At 68.8% G+C, this 16,736-nt stretch carries 11 protein-coding genes and 1 tRNA gene; 3 read left to right on the top strand and 9 right to left on the bottom strand.

Going from position 1 to position 16,736, the window contains the following annotated elements; all coding sequences use genetic code 11:
- Positions 1–47: 47 nt before the first annotated feature.
- Positions 48–1,310 (top strand): ABC transporter substrate-binding protein, encoded by a 1,263-nt coding sequence (locus tag AB0E94_RS41820; protein ID WP_360338307.1) that lies wholly within the window; start codon positions 48–50, stop codon positions 1,308–1,310.
- Positions 1,311–1,437: 127 nt separating this feature from the next.
- Here AB0E94_RS41820 and AB0E94_RS41815 read toward each other — a convergent pair whose 3' ends face one another.
- The 5 genes from AB0E94_RS41815 to AB0E94_RS41795 form a co-directional block, all read right to left on the bottom strand.
- Positions 1,438–2,217 (bottom strand): ABC transporter ATP-binding protein, encoded by a 780-nt coding sequence (locus AB0E94_RS41815; protein ID WP_317787575.1) that lies wholly within the window; start codon positions 2,215–2,217, stop codon positions 1,438–1,440.
- Positions 2,210–3,133, bottom strand: coding sequence for an ABC transporter ATP-binding protein (locus AB0E94_RS41810; RefSeq protein WP_360338304.1), 924 nt, complete (start codon positions 3,131–3,133; stop codon positions 2,210–2,212). The genes AB0E94_RS41815 and AB0E94_RS41810 overlap by 8 nt, the downstream gene beginning before the upstream one ends.
- Positions 3,123–4,115, bottom strand: a complete 993-nt coding sequence (locus AB0E94_RS41805) for a branched-chain amino acid ABC transporter permease (protein WP_360338301.1) — start codon at positions 4,113–4,115, stop codon at positions 3,123–3,125. Before AB0E94_RS41805 ends, AB0E94_RS41810 begins: the two co-directional genes overlap by 11 nt.
- A gap of 10 nt (positions 4,116–4,125) precedes the next feature.
- On the bottom strand, positions 4,126–5,418 hold the full coding sequence (locus AB0E94_RS41800) for a branched-chain amino acid ABC transporter permease (RefSeq protein ID WP_360338298.1): 1,293 nt from the start codon (positions 5,416–5,418) through the stop codon (positions 4,126–4,128).
- A 196-nt stretch (positions 5,419–5,614) separates the two neighbouring features.
- Positions 5,615–6,226, bottom strand: coding sequence for a response regulator (locus tag AB0E94_RS41795; protein ID WP_317787579.1), 612 nt, complete (start codon positions 6,224–6,226; stop codon positions 5,615–5,617).
- A 146-nt stretch (positions 6,227–6,372) separates the two neighbouring features.
- On the opposite strand from AB0E94_RS41795, the gene AB0E94_RS41790 reads away from it, so the two are divergent.
- Both AB0E94_RS41790 and AB0E94_RS41785 read left to right on the top strand, forming a co-directional pair.
- Positions 6,373–6,446: transfer RNA gene (locus tag AB0E94_RS41790), tRNA-Leu, on the top strand.
- Positions 6,447–6,719: 273 nt separating this feature from the next.
- A complete protein-coding gene (locus AB0E94_RS41785; protein WP_360338295.1) occupies positions 6,720–7,604 on the top strand; it encodes a hypothetical protein in 885 nt (294 codons plus the stop codon).
- Between the two features lie 146 nt (positions 7,605–7,750).
- Here AB0E94_RS41785 and AB0E94_RS41780 read toward each other — a convergent pair whose 3' ends face one another.
- The 4 genes from AB0E94_RS41780 to gltB all read right to left on the bottom strand — a co-directional run bounded on the left by AB0E94_RS41780 (position 7,751) and on the right by gltB (position 16,605).
- On the bottom strand, positions 7,751–8,620 hold the full coding sequence (locus tag AB0E94_RS41780; protein ID WP_360338355.1) for an acyl-CoA thioesterase II: 870 nt from the start codon (positions 8,618–8,620) through the stop codon (positions 7,751–7,753).
- A 58-nt stretch (positions 8,621–8,678) separates the two neighbouring features.
- Positions 8,679–10,115 carry a pyruvate kinase gene (gene pyk, locus AB0E94_RS41775; RefSeq protein WP_360338292.1) on the bottom strand — a complete coding sequence of 479 codons (1,437 nt, stop codon included), beginning with the start codon at positions 10,113–10,115 and terminating at the stop codon, positions 8,679–8,681.
- Between the two features lie 456 nt (positions 10,116–10,571).
- Positions 10,572–12,041, bottom strand: a complete 1,470-nt coding sequence (locus tag AB0E94_RS41770; protein WP_360338289.1) for a glutamate synthase subunit beta — start codon at positions 12,039–12,041, stop codon at positions 10,572–10,574.
- Positions 12,034–16,605 (bottom strand): glutamate synthase large subunit, encoded by a 4,572-nt coding sequence (gene gltB, locus AB0E94_RS41765; protein WP_360338286.1) that lies wholly within the window; start codon positions 16,603–16,605, stop codon positions 12,034–12,036. The genes AB0E94_RS41770 and gltB overlap by 8 nt, the downstream gene beginning before the upstream one ends.
- Between the last annotated feature and the right edge of the window lie 131 nt (positions 16,606–16,736).

The following is a 16,736-nucleotide window of genomic DNA, read 5'->3' as shown; positions in this document are numbered from 1 at the left end:
AGTGGGGGCCACCCATGCACCCACCGCGCTGGGACAAAGGAGATTTGATGATCCGCCGCAACTTCGCATGGCGCGGTGTCGCCGTGCTGGGTGCCGCTTGCCTTGCTCTGGGCGCGTGCTCGAACGACGGTGAAACACCTTCGACCGGCTCCTCCTCGGCCCCCGCGGCCACGGGTGGCGACGGGGTCTTCAAGGTCGGCACCCTGCTGCCGCAGACCGGTTCGCTCGCGTTCCTCGGCCCGCCGGAGTTCGCCGGTGTGGACCTCGCCGTCAAGGAGATCAACGCCGCCGGCGGCGTCCTGGGCAAGGACGTCGTGGTGAGCGACACCGACTCCGGTGACACCTCCACCGACATCGCCAGCCAGTCCGTGAACAAGCTGCTCGCCGAGAAGGTCGACGTCATCATCGGCGCCGCTTCCTCGTCGGTGTCCCTCTCCGTGATCGACAAGATCACCGGCGCGGGCGTGGTGCAGATCTCGCCGGCGAACACGTCCGACAAGTTCACCACGTACAACGACAAGGGCCTGTACTTCCGGACCGCCCCGCCGGACACCCTGCAGGGCCGCGTCCTCGGTGACCTGGTGGTCGCCGACGGCAACGCGACGGTGGGCCTGCTGGTCCTCCAGGACGCGTACGGCACCGGCCTCGCCAAGAGCGTTCGCGCCGCGGTCGAGAGTGGTGGCGGCCAGGTCGTCGCCGAAGAGGTCTACGACCCGAAGGCGGCCGACTTCTCGGCTGAGATCGGCAAGATCAAGGAGGCCAACCCGGCCGCCATCGTGCTGATCGGCTTCGACGAGACCAAGAAGATCGTCCCCAAGCTGGTCGAGGTCGGCCTGACCGCGAAGACCAAGAAGTGGTACTTCGTCGACGGCAACCTGTCGAACTACGGCAAGGAGTTCCCGAACGGGACCTTCGAGGGCGCCAAGGGCACCCTGCCGGGCGCGAAGACCTCTGACGACTTCCAGAAGAAGCTGCTCGAGGTCGACCCGGCCCTGAAGGACTTCTCGTACTCGGCCGAGTCCTACGACGCGACGATCCTCGCCGCGCTGGCCGCTGAGGCCGCCAAGAGCGACGCTCCCGGCGACTACAGCAAGCAGCTCGCCGCGGTGAGCAAGGCCGGCGAGAAGTGCACCACCTTCCAGGCCTGCAAGGACCTGCTGGCGGCCGGCAAGGACATCGACTACGACGGCGTGAGCGGTCCGGTCGAGTGGAACGACGCCGGTGACCCGGCCGAGGCCACCATCGGCATCTACCAGTACGGCAACGACAACACCTACAAGAACGTCTCGTACCAGACCGGCAAGATCTGATCTGAGCCACTGGTAGCAAGCGAGGGCCCGGCCGCTTCGGCCGGGCCCTCGCCCGTTGTGCCCCGGCCCGCATACGGCACACGGAAAGGCCCCCGGCAGTCGCTGCCGGGGGCCTTCCAGAAACCGATCAGGCCTTGCCGAGGGTCCCGAGGTAGAGCTCGATCACCTTCGGGTCGTGCATCAGGTCCCGGCCGGACGCGGTGTACGCGTTGCGGCCCTGGTCCAGCACGTAGCCCCGGTCGCAGATCTGGAGGCACCGCCGCGCGTTCTGCTCCACCATGATCACGGTGACGCCGGTGTCGTTGATCTGCTTGGTCCGGAAGAACACCTCGTCCTGCATGGCCGGCGACAGACCCGCCGACGGCTCGTCGAGGAGGAGGACGCTCGGTTCCATCATCAGGGCCCGGCCCATCGCGACCATCTGCCGCTCACCACCGGAGAGGGCGCCGGCCCGCTGCTTGCGCCGGGTGCCGAGGGTGGGGAACAGGCCGACCACGAAGTCGAAGCGCTCCTTGAAGCGCTTGGGCCGCAGGAACGTACCCATCTCGAGGTTTTCCTCGATGGTGAGGGTGCCGAACACGTTGTTGGTCTGCGGGACGAACCCGATCCCCTTGGCCACGAGCTTGTTGGCCTTGAGGTTGGTGATGTCCTCGCCCCGGAGCGTGACCGCGCCGGACCGGATGGTCACCAGACCGAAGAGGGACTTGAGCAGGGTCGACTTACCGGCGCCGTTGGGGCCGATGATGCCGACCAGTTCACCCTCTTTGGCGTACAGATCGCAGTTGTTGAGGATGTTGACGCCCGGGAGGTAACCGGCGATCAGGTCGTCGGCACGGACCAGCGCGCCCTCGGCCGCCGCCACGTGGGCGGAGCGGTCCTGGATCTCGTTGTCGGAGCGGCTACTCATCAGACTTACCTCCCTCGGCCTCGGCAGCCACCTCAGCGGCCACCTCGGCGGAGTCGTGCGCGGTGCCGTCGTGGTGCGCGCCCAGGTAGGCGTCGATGACCCGCGGGTCGGCCATCACCGTGTCGGGCGTGCCCTCGGCAATCACCGAGCCCTGGCCCATCACGATCACCCAGTCGCTGATGTCGCGGACCATGTCCATGTCGTGCTCGACGAAGAGCACGGTCATGCCGTCCTCACGCAGGCTCTTCACGTGGCCGAGCAGCGACTGCGTCAGGGCCGGGTTCACGCCGGCCATCGGCTCGTCAAGCATCACCATGTCGGGCTGGACCATCAGGGCCCGGGCCATCTCGAGGAGCTTGCGCTGACCGCCGGAGAGGCTGCCGGCGAAGTCCTCGCGCTTGGCGTCGAGCTTGAACCGTACGAGCAGCTCGTCGGCCCGTTCGGTGATCTCCTTCTCCTGGCCCTGCCAGAGCGCCGGGATCAGGCCCTGCCAGAAGGATTCGCCCTTCTGACCGGTCGCGCCGAGCCGCATGTTGTCGATGACCGACAGGCGGGACAGCGCCTTGGTGAGCTGGAAGGTACGGACCATGCCCTTGCGGGCGACCTTGTGCGGCGGCACCCCGGCGAGCGGGCTGCCGTTGAAGTTCCAGTTCCCCTCGTTCGGCTTGTCGAAGCCGGTGAGCAGGTTGAAGAACGTCGTCTTGCCGGCGCCGTTGGGGCCGATCAGCGCGGTGATCGCGCCACGCTGGATCTCGATGTGGTCGACCTGCACGGCGGTGAGGCCGCCGAAGCGCCGCACCACCTTGTCGGCGACCAGGATCGGGTCCTTCTTCTTGGCGCCCGGCTCGTGCGGGACGTCCTTGAGCGCTTCCCGCGCCTTGGCCACGCCGGGCGGGACGTTGGTGTCAGCGGCCATCGAGCATGACCTCCTTCTTGTCACCGAAGATGCCCTGCGGACGGAAGATCAGCAACACGATCAGGCCGAAACCGACCGCGATGTAGCCGACCGCGCCGGCCTGCGTCTTGTCCATGAACCACTCCGGGATGTACCCGGCTTCGATGGCCTCCGGCAGCACGGCGTTGATGAACGCCAACAGGAACCAGAAGATCATCGACCCGACGACCGGGCCGAAGACGCGGGCCGCACCACCGAGGATCACGATCGTGTACATGTAGAACGTGAACTCGGTGCCGTAGGTGTCCGGTTGGACAGCGGCGTTACGCAGGGCGATCACGAAACCGCCGAGCGAACCGAGGACACCACCGAGGATGAGCGACTGCATCTTGTACGAGACGACGTTCTTGCCGAGACTGCGAACGGCATCCTCGTCCTCGCGGATGGCCTTGATGACCCGGCCCCACGGGCTGCGCATCGCCAGGAACACGATGAACAGGGAGATGGCGACGAGCACCCAGCCGACCGTCATGATCCACAGCTCACGAGCGTCGAAGCTGATCAGAGTGCCGATCTCGAGCGCGCCGCTGTATGGGTTCATCGCGTAGAAGTCGTCGGAGAAGGCCTGCAACCCGTCCGAGCCGCCGGTCCACTCGCTGAGCGAGACCGACCGGAAGAGAAGCCGGACGATCTCGGCCGCGGCGATCGTCACGATGGCGAGGTAGTCAGCACGCAGGCGCAGCGTCGGGATACCGAGCAGCAGCGCGAGAACGACCGCACCGAGAAGGCCGACCCCGATGCCTACCCAGAACGGCAGGCCGAAGGTGGCGACCGTCATGGCCAGACCGTAGGCGGCGACGCCGAGGAAGGCCGACTGACCGAAGTTCAGCAGACCGGTGTAGCCGAAGTGCACGTTGAGGCCGATGGCCGCCAGCGCGTAGGCGATCATCGTGGCGTTAATCAGCGACTCCAGCGAGACGCCGATGATGATGTCCCAGCTCATGAGATCCCCCTCAGCCGATCCGCTCGCGGCGGCCCAGGATGCCCTGCGGCCGGACCAGGATGATCACGATGAGCACCACGAGGGCACCGACGTTCTTGAGCTCGGTCGGGATCCACAGCGTCGAGAGCTGCGTGGCCAGACCGACCACGAGGCTGCCCAGCAGCGCGCCGAACGCGGTGCCCAGGCCGCCGAGGGTGACCGCGGCGAACACCAGGAGCAGGATCTGGAAGCCCATCTGGTAGTTCACGCCCTGGAAGACACCGAGCATCACGCCGCTGAGCGCGGCGAGAGCGCCGCCGATGGCCCAGACCAGCCGGATGATGGAGTCGACGCTGATGCCGGACGCGGCCGCGAGGGCGGGGTTGGTCGACACCGCCCGGGTCGCCTTGCCGAGGCGCGTCATGACCAGCGCCAGCGAGACGCCGATCAGGACGAGGATTGCGATACCGTCCATGATCAGGTTCTTCGGTGCCACCGAGATCGGGCCGATCTCGATGCCCGGCTGCGCCACGTACTGCGAGTACTGCTGGGTGGTGCCGCCGAACTTGTAGAGGTAGATGTAGCGGAGCATCAGGGCCAGGCCGATCGAGATGATCATCATGCCGATCAGGCCGGTCCTGCGGTTCCGCAGCCAGCCCCAGAAAAAGCGGTCCTGGAAGTAACCGAACGCGCCGCCCAGCACCACGGCAGCGACCGCCGCGATCTCCAGCGGAACGCCCCAGCTGACGTTGAACAGCAGGCAGATCACGGCGCCGAAGGTGATCAGCTCGCCGTGGGCGAAGTTCGTGAGGCCCATGGTTCCGAAGATCAGCGACAGGCCGAGCGCGGCCAGCGCGATGATCAGACCGAAATGGATACCCGTATAGACCAGATCGAGGACCCGGGCGAGCGAGGTGTTGCCCTCGTCCTCGGGTTCCGCGGCCCCCGGACCGGTGCCGGCCGCCGCGCCGAGCGGGAACAACACGTTCCGCGCCGCGCCCTCGAACACCGTCAACGTCAGACTTGATCGGCCCGTGGTGACGACCACGCCCTGGGGAAGCGTCGCGGTGTCCAGATCGACCTTGTAGGTGCCGGCCGCCTTCAGCGGGACCACCCACTTGCCGTCCGCACCGGACTTCGCCTCACCGGCCGATGTGCCGCCCTGGTCCGACACCTTGATCACGACGTTCGCCACTGGCTGGCCCGCGTTGATCAAAGTGCCCTGCAACGCCTCACCCTCGGCTAAAGCGCTCGTGGCGCCGAAACCCAGGGAAGTGAACAGGAAACCAAGAACGGCCGTGAAGATGATCACGGCTCTACGCAACGATGCTCCTTGTGTTTAGCAGCAGAAATCCCCGCCAGATGTATCGCGGAAGGACTGGCGGATCATAGCCTGCCAAGCACCTGAGCAGCCGGTCGTAACAAAGCCGTTACGGAGCCTCAACCTTTCGTCAAGTGCCAATACGAAACCGGTGGCACGTGACGTGTACCACCGGCTCGTTACTGCGGGACCAACCGGACTAACCGGCAGGAGTGCCCCCAGTCGATTCCTGCAGGATGCGGTCCGCGACCTCACGCATGGTCATCCGGTTGTCCATGGCGGCGCGCTGGATCCACTTGAAGGCCTGCGGCTCGGTCATCGAATACTTGGTCATCAGCTCGCCCTTGGCGCGTTCCACCGACTTACGCGTCTCCAGACGCTCGGTCAGGCCCGCGACCTCGGACTCCAGCACGGAGATCTCCGAATACCGGGAGAGGGCGATCTCGATCGCCGGCACCAGGTCGGATTTCTGGAAGGGCTTCACCAGGTACGCCATGGCGCCCGCGGCACGTGCGCGCTCGACCAGGTCACGCTGACTGAACGCGGTGAGGATGACGACCGGCGCGATCCGGCCGCCGGCGATCCGCTCGGCTGCCGCCAGACCGTCCATGATCGGCATCTTGATGTCCAGGATCACCAGGTCGGGCTTGAGGTCCTCGGCCAGCCGCACGGCGGTCTCGCCGTCGCCGGCCTCACCGACGACGTCGTAACCCTCCTCCACGAGCATCTCGGCCAGGTCCAGCCGGATCAGGGCCTCGTCCTCGGCGATGAGCACCCGCTTGCGCTCGGCGCCACCCTGCGTGTCGGCCACGGAAACCCCTACCCCCAGAACGTCGATGTCGCGACACCCCGGTATGTGGGTGTCGCCGCCCTAAGCCTAGTAGGTAGGCTGTCGGAGTCTCATCCTGGCGTGACCAACTCACGCCGTGCTGAGGCATGCTGCTTTGGCGCAGCGCCGCCCCTGTATTCCAACCGGCAGAGAAGATGGTCTCAAACACCATACAGTGTGGGTTCGAATCCCACCGGGGGCACAAATATCATCAGGCGGTCGAGGATCACACTCACCCCCTCTGACGTCGTCCTATGTAACACGGTCACGGCCCGGGCGCTATTGATCCGCCGGCCTGGAAAAATCATTTCCCCGGGTGTCCGGCCGTGACAATTACCGGACAATCAATCACACACCGATGACCGTCGCGTTACAGGTGTAAAAGGCATCGGTAAAGCGAGCAATCTGCGCGAACCCCGGGCCCCGGGCCGCCCCGGATGCTGTCATGGCAGGGACAGCATCATCAGGAGGCCTCATGTTGTGGTCCGGATCTTCGCCCTCGACCGTCAAACACGGGAGCATGTGGGGCTTCCTGATGTTCACCGGGGCGGCGTGGCTGGTGATCTCCTGGTCGGTGCTGCGCCTGGAACCCCTGGACATCGCCGCGGTGGCCGGGCCGATCGTGCTGTTCGGCGCGGTCGGCGAGATGCTGCGCGCCTTCGCCGGGACCCGGACGTGGTGGCTGAACGCGTGCCTGCTGGTGCTCTTCGGCGCCACCGGCGGCCTGCTGATGTGGGACAACCAGGACTCGACGTACACCACACCGGCCGCGCTGATCGGGTGGTACCTGATGGTCCGCGGGGCCGTCGACGTCGCGGTCGGGATCCTCACCCGTGGCGCCGACCGCACCTGGAGCCTGCTCGTCACGATCGGGGTGCTCGAGACCGGGCTGGGATTCTTCTCGTCGAGCTCGTTCGCGCGTACCGGATCGATGGTGATCGTGGTCCTCGGCGCACTCGGAACGCTGCGCGCGGTCGCCGACCTGGTGACCGCGCTGCGCCTGCGGGAGGTCGCCGGACCACGTCGGGACGTGCTGGAACTCCCGCCGGAACGGGCCGCCGGGGTGGCCGGTTACACGGCCGGGCTCACCGACTACGAGGGTGCGCCGTCCCGGTCCCGGGCGCGGCACCGGGCCCGCCCGGCGACCGGACCGGCCGCCGAGACGGCACCGCCGGCCGGGGAGAGCTTCCACGACCGGGTGGTACGGACCACCGCCGACCTCGACGCGATGCTCGCCCAGGCCGGGATCACCGGGCCACGGGCCGGAGCGGTGGTCGAGTCACCCAAGGACATCCCGGCCGTCCCGGACACCCCGGAGGGGGTGGAGGGCGAGGTCGAGCGGCCCGGCCGGCCCGGCTGAGCTTGTTCCCCGGTCCCGCCGGTGGCGGATCCGATGTCGGCCGGTCGCCAGGCCGGGGTCCCCACCGGCGGGGCACCGCGGGCCGTAACGAGCCACGCGATGCGGCGAACCGGGTCACGCGATGCCGGACGCCGCGAACCGCGGGGTCAGCCGCCGATCCGGCGGAGCAGACCCTCCTGGACGGCGCTCGCGATGTGCCGGCCGTCCCTGGTGAACATCCGCCCGTTGGCCAGGCCGCGGGCCCCGCTCGCGGACGGGCTGGCGCTGTCGTAGAGGAACCACTCGTCGGCACGGAACGGCCGGTGGAACCAGAGCGCGTGGTCGAGACTCGCCCCGATGACGCCGCCCGGCCCCCAGACCTCGCCGTGGGTGGAGAGCACCGCGTCGAGCAGGGACATGTCGGAGGCGTAGGTCAGCGCGCAGGCGTGGATCAGCGGGTCGTCGGGCAGCCGCCCGTCCAGCCGCATCCACACCCGCTGGAGCGGCTCGGCGTCGCGGTCGCCGGGCGGGACCCAGCCGGGCACACCCACGTAACGGACGTCGACCGACCGGGGCGAGGCCTTGAACATGGCCATCCGCTCCGGATATCTCTCCGCCCAGTCCATGATCGTCGGCACGTCCTCCGGCGCGGGCACGTCGACCGGCGCGGGCGTGTGATGGTCCAGCCCCTCCTCGGGGACCTGGAACGACGCCGACATGAAGAAGATGGTCTTGCCGTGCTGCTTGGCGGTCGACCGGCGGACCGAGAACGAGCGCCCGTCGCGGATGTCCTCGACGTGGAACGTGATCGGCACCGAGGGGTCGCCGGGGCGCACGAAATAGCCGTGCAGCGAGTGCACATGCCGGGACGGATCGACTGTCCGCCCGGCGGCGACCAGCGCCTGCCCGGCGACCTGCCCGCCGAACACGCGCTGCGCGCCGGTCTGCGGGCTCTCGCCCTGGAAGGTGGCCGCGTCGACCTGCTTCAGATCGAGCAACTCGAGAAGCTGGTCGACGGCGGCCTGTCCCTGGAGCAACGTCACGCTGTCACCTTACGGCCGACGGCGTGACGCGCCGCCTGTCACGTGCAGGAGGTCACACCGTCGCCGGGTCGACGAGCGAGCCCAGCTGGTGCACCCGCAGGGTGTTGGTGGAGCCGGGCGCGTTCGGCGGGGAGCCGGCCACGACGACCACGTAGTCGCCGGGCTTGGCCAGGCCGAGCCCCAGCATCTTCGCGTCGACCTGCCGGAACATGTCGTCGGTGTGCTCGACGAAGTCGGTCAGGAAGGTCTCCACACCCCAGCTCAGGGCGAGGGTGTTGCGCACCTCGGCGACCGGGGTGAACGCGTAGAGCGGCAGGTCGCAGTGCAGACGAGCGAGGCGGCGGACGGTGTCGCCGGTCTGCGAGAACGCGACGAGCGCCTTGGCCCCGATGTTGCGGGCGATCTGCGAGGCCGCGACGGTCAGCGCGCCGCCGTGGGTGCGCGGGTCGTGCTGGAGACGCGGGACGCCCATGCCGCCGCCCTCGGTCGTCGACACGATCTTGGCCATCGTGCTGACGGTGAGCACCGGGTACTTACCGACCGAGGTCTCGCCGGACAGCATCACCGCGTCGGCGCCGTCGAGCACCGCGTTGGCGACGTCGGAGGCCTCGGCGCGGGTCGGGCGCGAATTCTCGATCATCGAGTCGAGCATCTGGGTCGCGACGATGACCGGCTTCGCATTTTCCCGGCACAGCTGCACGGCGCGTTTCTGCACCAGCGGGACCTGGTCGAGCGGCAGCTCGACGCCGAGGTCGCCACGGGCCACCATGACGCCGTCGAAGGCCAGCACGATCGCCTCGAGGTGGTCGACCGCCTCCGGCTTCTCCACCTTGGCGATGACCGGGACCCGGCGGCCCTCCTCGTCCATGATCTTGTGGACCAGGTCGATGTCCTCCGGGGCGCGGACGAACGACAGCGCGACCAGGTCGACGCCGAGGCCCAGGGCGAACCGCAGGTCCTCCTCGTCCTTGTCGCTCAGCGCCGGGACGCTGACCGCGACGTTGGGCAGCGAGACGCCCTTGTTGTTGCTGACCGGGCCACCCTCGGTGACCAGGCAGTGGATGTCCTCGCCCTCGACCCCGGTCACCTCGATCGCGACCTTGCCGTCGTCGATCAGGAGGCGGTCACCCACCTTGACCTCGTGCGGGAGCTTCTTGTAGGTGCAGGAGACGCGCTCCCGGGTGCCGAGGATCTCGTCGCTGGTGATGACGACACGGTCGCCGGTCTCCCAGCGGTGCGGGCCGTCGGCGAACTTGCCGAGCCGGATCTTCGGACCCTGGAGGTCGGCCAGGATGGCGACCGGGCGGTCGGCCTGCTCAGCGGCCGCGCGGACCAGCTCATACATCTCCCGGTGGTTCTCCCGGGTGTCGTGGCTGAAGTTCATCCGGGCCACGTTCATGCCCGCTTCCACCAGCCCGAGCATGCGCTCGGGTGACTTGGTGGCGGGGCCCATCGTGCAGACGATCTTTACGCGGCGTGTCACGGCCATCAGGCTAGTCCTTCTCCTGGGGCGGCGCGGCGGCCGACCCCGGTCATCGGCATGAACTGCGGGTGTCGACGGCGAGGTCAACCCGCGAGGTGTGGCGGGTGCGCTGCGTCGTCCGCGGGCTTCAGCGACCGCCGGTTCAGACTAGCGGTCCGCTCACGGCGGTTGACGGCACATGCCCCAACCCCATCTTCCGGTACGAGCCACACCTGCCACTGCCAGCGCAAAAGGCATCCACAAGATCGATGTGAAGCGATGAATGAGCCGTCCGCACCCGGCCGTCGGGCGCACCGCCCGCACCGCCGAGCCGTCCGCCCGGCCGCCGGACCCCGCAACCGATCGACAGACGCCATTGCCTTGACGGCGCGCCCGCCCATTAACGCCCGTTTTGGTGACGGCCTTCGGAAAAGCACCGTGCCCGCCACCGAAAAGGTGACGGGCACGGACCGTGAATACGGATCAGACGGACAGCGGCTGCGAGTCCGAACGGACCGGGGCCGGCAGTTCGCCGGCCGCTCCCAGGTAGCTGTGGATCGCGGCCGCGGCGGCCCGCCCCTCGGCGATCGCCCAGACGATCAGGGATGCGCCCTTGTGCATGTCGCCCGCGACGAAGACACCCTCGGCCCCGGTCTGCCAGCCCTGGTCGGCGTCCAGAACGTTGCGGCGGTTCCGGGTCAGGCCGAACTGCTCGAGCAGGGGCTGGTCCTCCGTACCGTCGAATCCGATCGCGAGAAGGACCAGATCGGCGCGCAACTCGCGCTCGGTGCCGGGAGTGATCGCCACCGTGCGCACCCCGTCGATCCGCTGCACCGAGACGTCGGCGATGCGGATCGCGACCAGGTTGCCGTTCTCGTCACCGACGAACTCCTGGACGGCCACGCCGAAGACCCGGTCGCCGCCCTCCTCGTGCGCGGCGTAGTTGCGCAGAATCAGCGGCCACGTCGGCCACGGGTCCTTGACGCCGGTCCGCACGTCGGGCGGCAGAGGGTACTGGTCGAGCTGGGTGATCGACGCCGCGCCCTGCCGGTGGGCGACGCCCAGGCAGTCGGCGCCGGTGTCGCCGCCACCGATGATGATGACGTGCTTGCCCTTGGCGTCGATCGGGGTGGTGTCCTGGAGGCCGGCGACCATCCGGTTGGCCGGGACCAGGTGCTCCATGGCCAGGTGCACGCCGTTGAGCCCGCGGCCCGGGGTGTCCGGGGTGTCCCGGCCGGCCAGCGCGCCCGCCGCGAGCAGCACCGCGTCGTACCGGTCCCGCAGGTCGTCGGCGGTGATGTCGGCGCCGACGTCGACGCCGGTCTGGAACTCCACACCCTCGGCCGACATCTGCGCGAGCCGCGCGTCGATGACGTGCTTCTCGATCTTGAAGTCGGGGATGCCGTAGCGCAGCAGGCCACCGATCCGGTCGTCCCGCTCGTAGACGGTGACGGCGTGCCCGGCCCGCGCGAGCTGCTGCGCGGCGGCCAGGCCGGCCGGGCCGGAGCCGACGATCGCGACCGACCGGCCGGAGGACGCCGGCGCCGGCTGCGGCTTGAGGCCCGCGCCGAACGCGTAGTTGGCGATCTCCACCTCGACCTGCTTGATCGTCACCGGGTCGTCGCCGATGCCGAGCACACACGCCGCCTCACACGGCGCCGGGCAGAGCCGGCCGGTGAACTCCGGGAAGTTGTTGGTGGCGTGCAGCGAATCCGACGCGGCCGCCCAGCCACCGGTCCGCACCAGGTCGTTCCAGTCCGGGATGCGGTTGCCCAGCGGACAGCCGTCGTGACAGAACGGGATGCCGCAGTCCATGCAGCGGGTCGCCTGGTCGCGGATCAGCTCCTCGCCCGCGGGCGGGTAGACCTCTTTCCAGTCCAGGATCCGGACCGGCACCGGCCGGCGCTTCGGGAGCTGCCGCTCGTAGCGGAGGAAACCGTTAGGGTCAGGCACTGGTGACTCCCATGACCGCCTCGTCCACATTGCGACCGGCAGCCTCGGCGGTCCTGATCAGTTCCATCACGCGCTTGTAGTCGCGCGGCACCACGGCGGTGAATCGCTCCACCGCGTTCGCCCAGTCCTTGAGCAGCTTCCCGGCCACCGCCGAGTCGGTCTCCGCGTGGTGCTTCTCGACCAGCGAGCGCAGCTGGTCGCGCTCGTCGTCGGTGAGCGGGCCCAGGTCGACCAGCTCCGGGTTGACCAGCGCCTGGTTCAGGTCCAGCAGGAACGCCTTGCCGCCGCTCATGCCGGCCGCGAAGTTCCGGCCGGTCGGGCCGAGCACCACCACGGTGCCACCGGTCATGTACTCGCAGCCGTGGTCGCCGACACCCTCGACGACCGCGACGCCGCCCGAGTTACGGACCGCGAACCGCTCGCCGACCTTGCCGCGCAGGAAGATCTCGCCGCCGGTCGCGCCGTACAGGATGGTGTTGCCGGCGATGGTGTTGTCCTCGGCGATGAACGGCGCGTCCTCGGTCGGGCGCACGATCAGCCGGCCACCGGACAGGCCCTTGCCGACGTAGTCGTTGCTGTCGCCGATCAGCCGCAGCGTGACCCCGCGCGGCAGGAACGCGCCGAACGAGTTGCCACCGGTGCCCCGCAGGGTGAACGAGATGGTGTCGTCGGGCAGGCCGTTGCCGCCGTACCGCCGGCTCACCTCGCCGCCCAGCATCGCGCCGACACTGCGCTGGTCGTTGGTGGCACGGAGCTCCGCGCGGACCGGCAGGCCGTCGGTGAGGGCCGGCTGGGCCAGCTCGATCAGCTGGTTGTCCAGCGCCTTGTCCAGGCCGTGGTCCTGGGCGACGACACCCCGGCGGGCGGCGCCCTCCGGCAGCTCCGGCACGTAGAGCACCGGCGACAGGTCGAGACCCTTGGCCTTCCAGTGGTCGACGGCCTCGGTGACGTTCAGGATCTCGGCGTGGCCGATCGCCTCGTCGATGCTGCGGAAACCCAGCTCGGCGAGGATCTCGCGGACCTCCTCGGCGAGGAAGAGGAAGAAGTTCTCGACGAACTCCGGCTTGCCGGTGAACCGCTCACGCAGCACCGGGTTCTGCGTGGCGATGCCGACCGGGCAGGTGTCCAGGTGGCAGACCCGCATCATGATGCAGCCGGAGACGATCAGCGGCGCGGTGGCGAAACCGAACTCCTCGGCGCCCAGCAGAGCGGCGACGACCACGTCACGGCCGGTCTTGAGCTGGCCGTCGACCTGCACGGTGACCCGGTCCCGCAGCTTGTTGAGCAGCAGCGTCTGCTGTGCCTCGGCCAGGCCCAGCTCCCACGGGGTGCCGGCGTGCTTGAGCGAATTCAGTGGGGACGCGCCGGTGCCGCCGTCGTGGCCGGAGATCAGGATGACGTCGGCCTTGAGCTTGGCGACACCCGCCGCGACCGTGCCCACGCCGATCTCGCTGACCAGCTTGACATGCACCCGCGACTGCGGGTTGACCATCTTGAGGTCGTGGACCAGCTGGGCCAGGTCCTCGATGGAGTAGATGTCGTGGTGCGGCGGCGGCGAGATCAGGCCGACGCCGGGGGTGGCGTGCCGGGTCTTCGCGATCCACGGCCACACCTTGTTGCCCGGCAGCTGGCCGCCCTCGCCGGGCTTCGCGCCCTGCGCCATCTTGATCTGCAGGTCGTCCGCGTTGACCAGGTATTCGCTGGTCACACCGAACCGGCCGGAGGCGATCTGCTTGATCGCGGAACGGCGCTCCGGGTCGTACAGCCGCTCGACGTCCTCGCCGCCCTCGCCGGTGTTCGACTTGGCGCCGAGCCGGTTCATCGCGATGGCCAGGGTCTCGTGCGACTCGGCGGAGATCGAGCCGTAGCTCATCGCGCCGGTGGAGAACCGCTTGACGATCGCGCTGACCGGCTCCACCTCGTCGATCGGGACCGGCTCGCGGTCCGGCGCGAACCGGAACAGGCCACGCAGGTGACCGGCCTGCGCCGACAGCTCGTTGACCTTGCCGGTGTAGCGGCGGAACACGTCGTACTGCTTGCTGCGGGTGGCGTGCTGGAGCAGGAAGACCGTCTCCGGGTTGAACAGGTGCAGCTCACCCTCGCGGCGCCACTGGTACTCGCCGCCGACCTCGAGACGACGGTGCGCCCGCTCGGCCTTGTTCGCCGGGTACGCCTTCTCGTGCCGCGCCTTGATCTCGTCGTGGATCTCGGCCAGGCCGACGCCGCCGATCCGGCCCGAGGTGCCCGCGAAGTAGCGCTGGAGCAGCTTGTTGTCCAGACCGACGGCCTCGAACACCTGCGCGCCGCAGTACGACGACACGGTCGAGATGCCCATCTTGGACATGATCTTGAGGACGCCCTTGCCGAGCGCCTTCACGTAGTTGCGGACCGCCTTGCGCGGCTCCACCCCGGCCAGCGCGCCGGTGGCGATCAGGTCCTCGACGCTCTCGAAGGCCAGGTACGGGTTGACCGCCGCCGCGCCGAAGCCGATCAGGGTCGCGGCGTGGTGCACCTCGCGGCAGTCACCCGACTCGACGACCAGAGCCACCTGGGTACGGGTCTGCTCCCGCACCAGGTGCTGGTGCACGGCCGCGGTGAGCAGCAGCGACGGGATCGGCCCCAGGTCCGCGTTGGAGTCACGGTCGGAGAGCACCAGGATGCGCACGCCGTCCTCGATCGCCTCCGACACGTGCCGGCAGATCTGGGTGAGCCGGGCCTTGATGCCGGCTGCGCCGTCCCGCAACGGGTACAGCCCGGACACCCGGACCGCCTTGAACCCGGGCAGGTCGCCGTCCTCGTCGATGGAGAGGATCTTGGCGAGCTCGTCGTTGTCGATGATCGGGTACGGCAGCACGATCTGCCGGCAGCTGGCCGGACCCGGCTTGAGCAGGTTGCCCTCCGGCCCGATCGTCATCGCGAGGCTGGTGACCAGCTCCTCCCGGATGGCGTCCAGCGGCGGGTTGGTGACCTGCGCGAACAGCTGGTGGAAGTAGTCGAACAGCAGCCGCGGCCGGGTGGACAGCGGCGAGATCGGGGTGTCCGTGCCCATCGAGCCCAGCGGCTCGGCGCCACTGCGGGCCATCGGCGCCACCAGGATCTTCAGCTCCTCCTCGGAGTAGCCGAACACCTGCTGGCGGCGCAGCACCGAGTCGTGCGTGTAGATCACGTGCTCACGGGCGGGCAGGTCGTTGAGCTCGATCAGCCCGGCGTGCAGCCAGTCCGCGTACGGCTCGGCGGCGGCCAGCTCGGCCTTGATCTCGCCGTCGTGCGCGATCCGGCCGGCCGCGGTGTCGACCAGGAACATCTTGCCCGGCTGGAGACGGCCCTTGGCCACCACGTCGGCCGGGTCGACATCGATGATGCCGGCCTCGGAACCGAGCGCGACCAGGCCGTCCTTGGTGTGCCACCAGCGGCCCGGGCGCAGGCCGTTGCGGTCCAGCACCGCGCCGATGACCGTGCCGTCGGTGAACGCCACGGCGGCCGGGCCGTCCCACGGCTCCATCAGGCTCGCGTGGAACCGGTAGAAGGCACGCCGCGAAGGCTCCATCTCCGGGTCGTTCTCCCACGCCTCGGGGATCATCATGAGCACCGCGTGCGGCAGGCTGCGCCCACCGAGATGCAGCAGCTCGAGGACCTCGTCGAAGCTGGCCGAGTCGGACGCCTCCGGCGAGTTGATCGGGAAGAGGCGCTTGATGTTGCCCGGCAGGTTCGGCGTGGACAGCAGCGCCTCACGGGCGGCCATCCAGTTCTTGTTGCCGCGGATCGTGTTGATCTCACCGTTGTGGGCGATCAGCCGGTACGGGTGGGCGAGCGGCCAGGACGGGAACGTGTTCGTCGAGAACCGGGAGTGCACCAGGGCGATCGCGCTGGCCACCCGCTCGTCGGACAGCTCCGGGAAGAACGCCGGCAGCTGCTCGGGCGTGAGCATGCCCTTGTAGGTGATGGTCCGCGAGGACAGCGACGGGAAGTAGGCCGCGACGCCACGCTGCGAGGTCTCCCGCTCGGCCTGCTTGCGGATGCAGAACGCCACCCGGTCCAGGTCCAGGCCGGACAGCGCCGCGCCGGCCGGGCCGGTGGGTGAGTCGACGAGCCGGTGCGCGGACAGGAACACCTGGCGGATCGCGGGACGGGCGTCCTCCGCGGTCGCGCCCAGGTCGGACGGGTCGACCGGGACGTCGCGCCAGCCGAGCACCTCGCCGCCCTCGACGAGCACATATTTCTCGAACACCTTGATCGCACGGGCCGCATCGTCGAGGTCCGTGGGCAGGAAGACCAGGCCGGTCGCATACTGCCCGGCGGGCGGCAGCTCGAAGCCGGCCACCGCCCGGTAGTACGCATCCGGAATCTGGATCATGATGCCGGCGCCGTCACCGGTGTTCTGCTCGGCGCCGCGCGCGCCCCGGTGATCCAGCCGGATCAGCGCGGTCAGACCCTTGGCCACCACATCGTGGGAACGACGACCGTGAATGTCGGCAATGAATGCCACACCGCAGGCGTCTCGCTCCGTCTGAGGGTCATAAAGCCCCTGGGGGTGCGGATATGCCACCGGGCCTCCTGTCGTCACTGGTGTTTCATTCTGAGGTCGGGACGACGTCGGCCCTGCAAAGTCTCTTGAGTCTACGTTAAGAGCCTCTGATCTCCGCCAGATGCGGATTGATCACACCTCGTGCGGTCACACACCGATCTGCGGACGAA

The sequence above is a fragment of the Actinoplanes sp. NPDC026670 genome, assembly GCF_040638175.1.
In the GTDB taxonomy this organism is placed as follows: Bacteria; Actinomycetota; Actinomycetes; order Mycobacteriales; family Micromonosporaceae; genus Actinoplanes.
Note: the sequence above shows the minus strand (reverse complement) of the source record. Positions and strands in the feature narration are given on the sequence as shown.

Bases quoted from the DNA above. Each gene is read 5' to 3' on its own strand.
- AB0E94_RS41820 (WP_360338307.1), top strand. From the start codon at position 48: ATGATCCGCCGCAACTTCGCATGGCGCGGTGTCGCCGTGCTGGGTGCC.
- AB0E94_RS41815 (WP_317787575.1), bottom strand. From the start codon at position 2,217: ATGAGTAGCCGCTCCGACAACGAGATCCAGGACCGCTCCGCCCACGTG.
- AB0E94_RS41810 (WP_360338304.1), bottom strand. From the start codon at position 3,133: ATGGCCGCTGACACCAACGTCCCGCCCGGCGTGGCCAAGGCGCGGGAA.
- AB0E94_RS41805 (WP_360338301.1), bottom strand. From the start codon at position 4,115: ATGAGCTGGGACATCATCATCGGCGTCTCGCTGGAGTCGCTGATTAAC.
- AB0E94_RS41785 (WP_360338295.1), top strand. From the start codon at position 6,720: ATGTTGTGGTCCGGATCTTCGCCCTCGACCGTCAAACACGGGAGCATG.
- pyk (WP_360338292.1), bottom strand. From the start codon at position 10,115: ATGGCCGTGACACGCCGCGTAAAGATCGTCTGCACGATGGGCCCCGCC.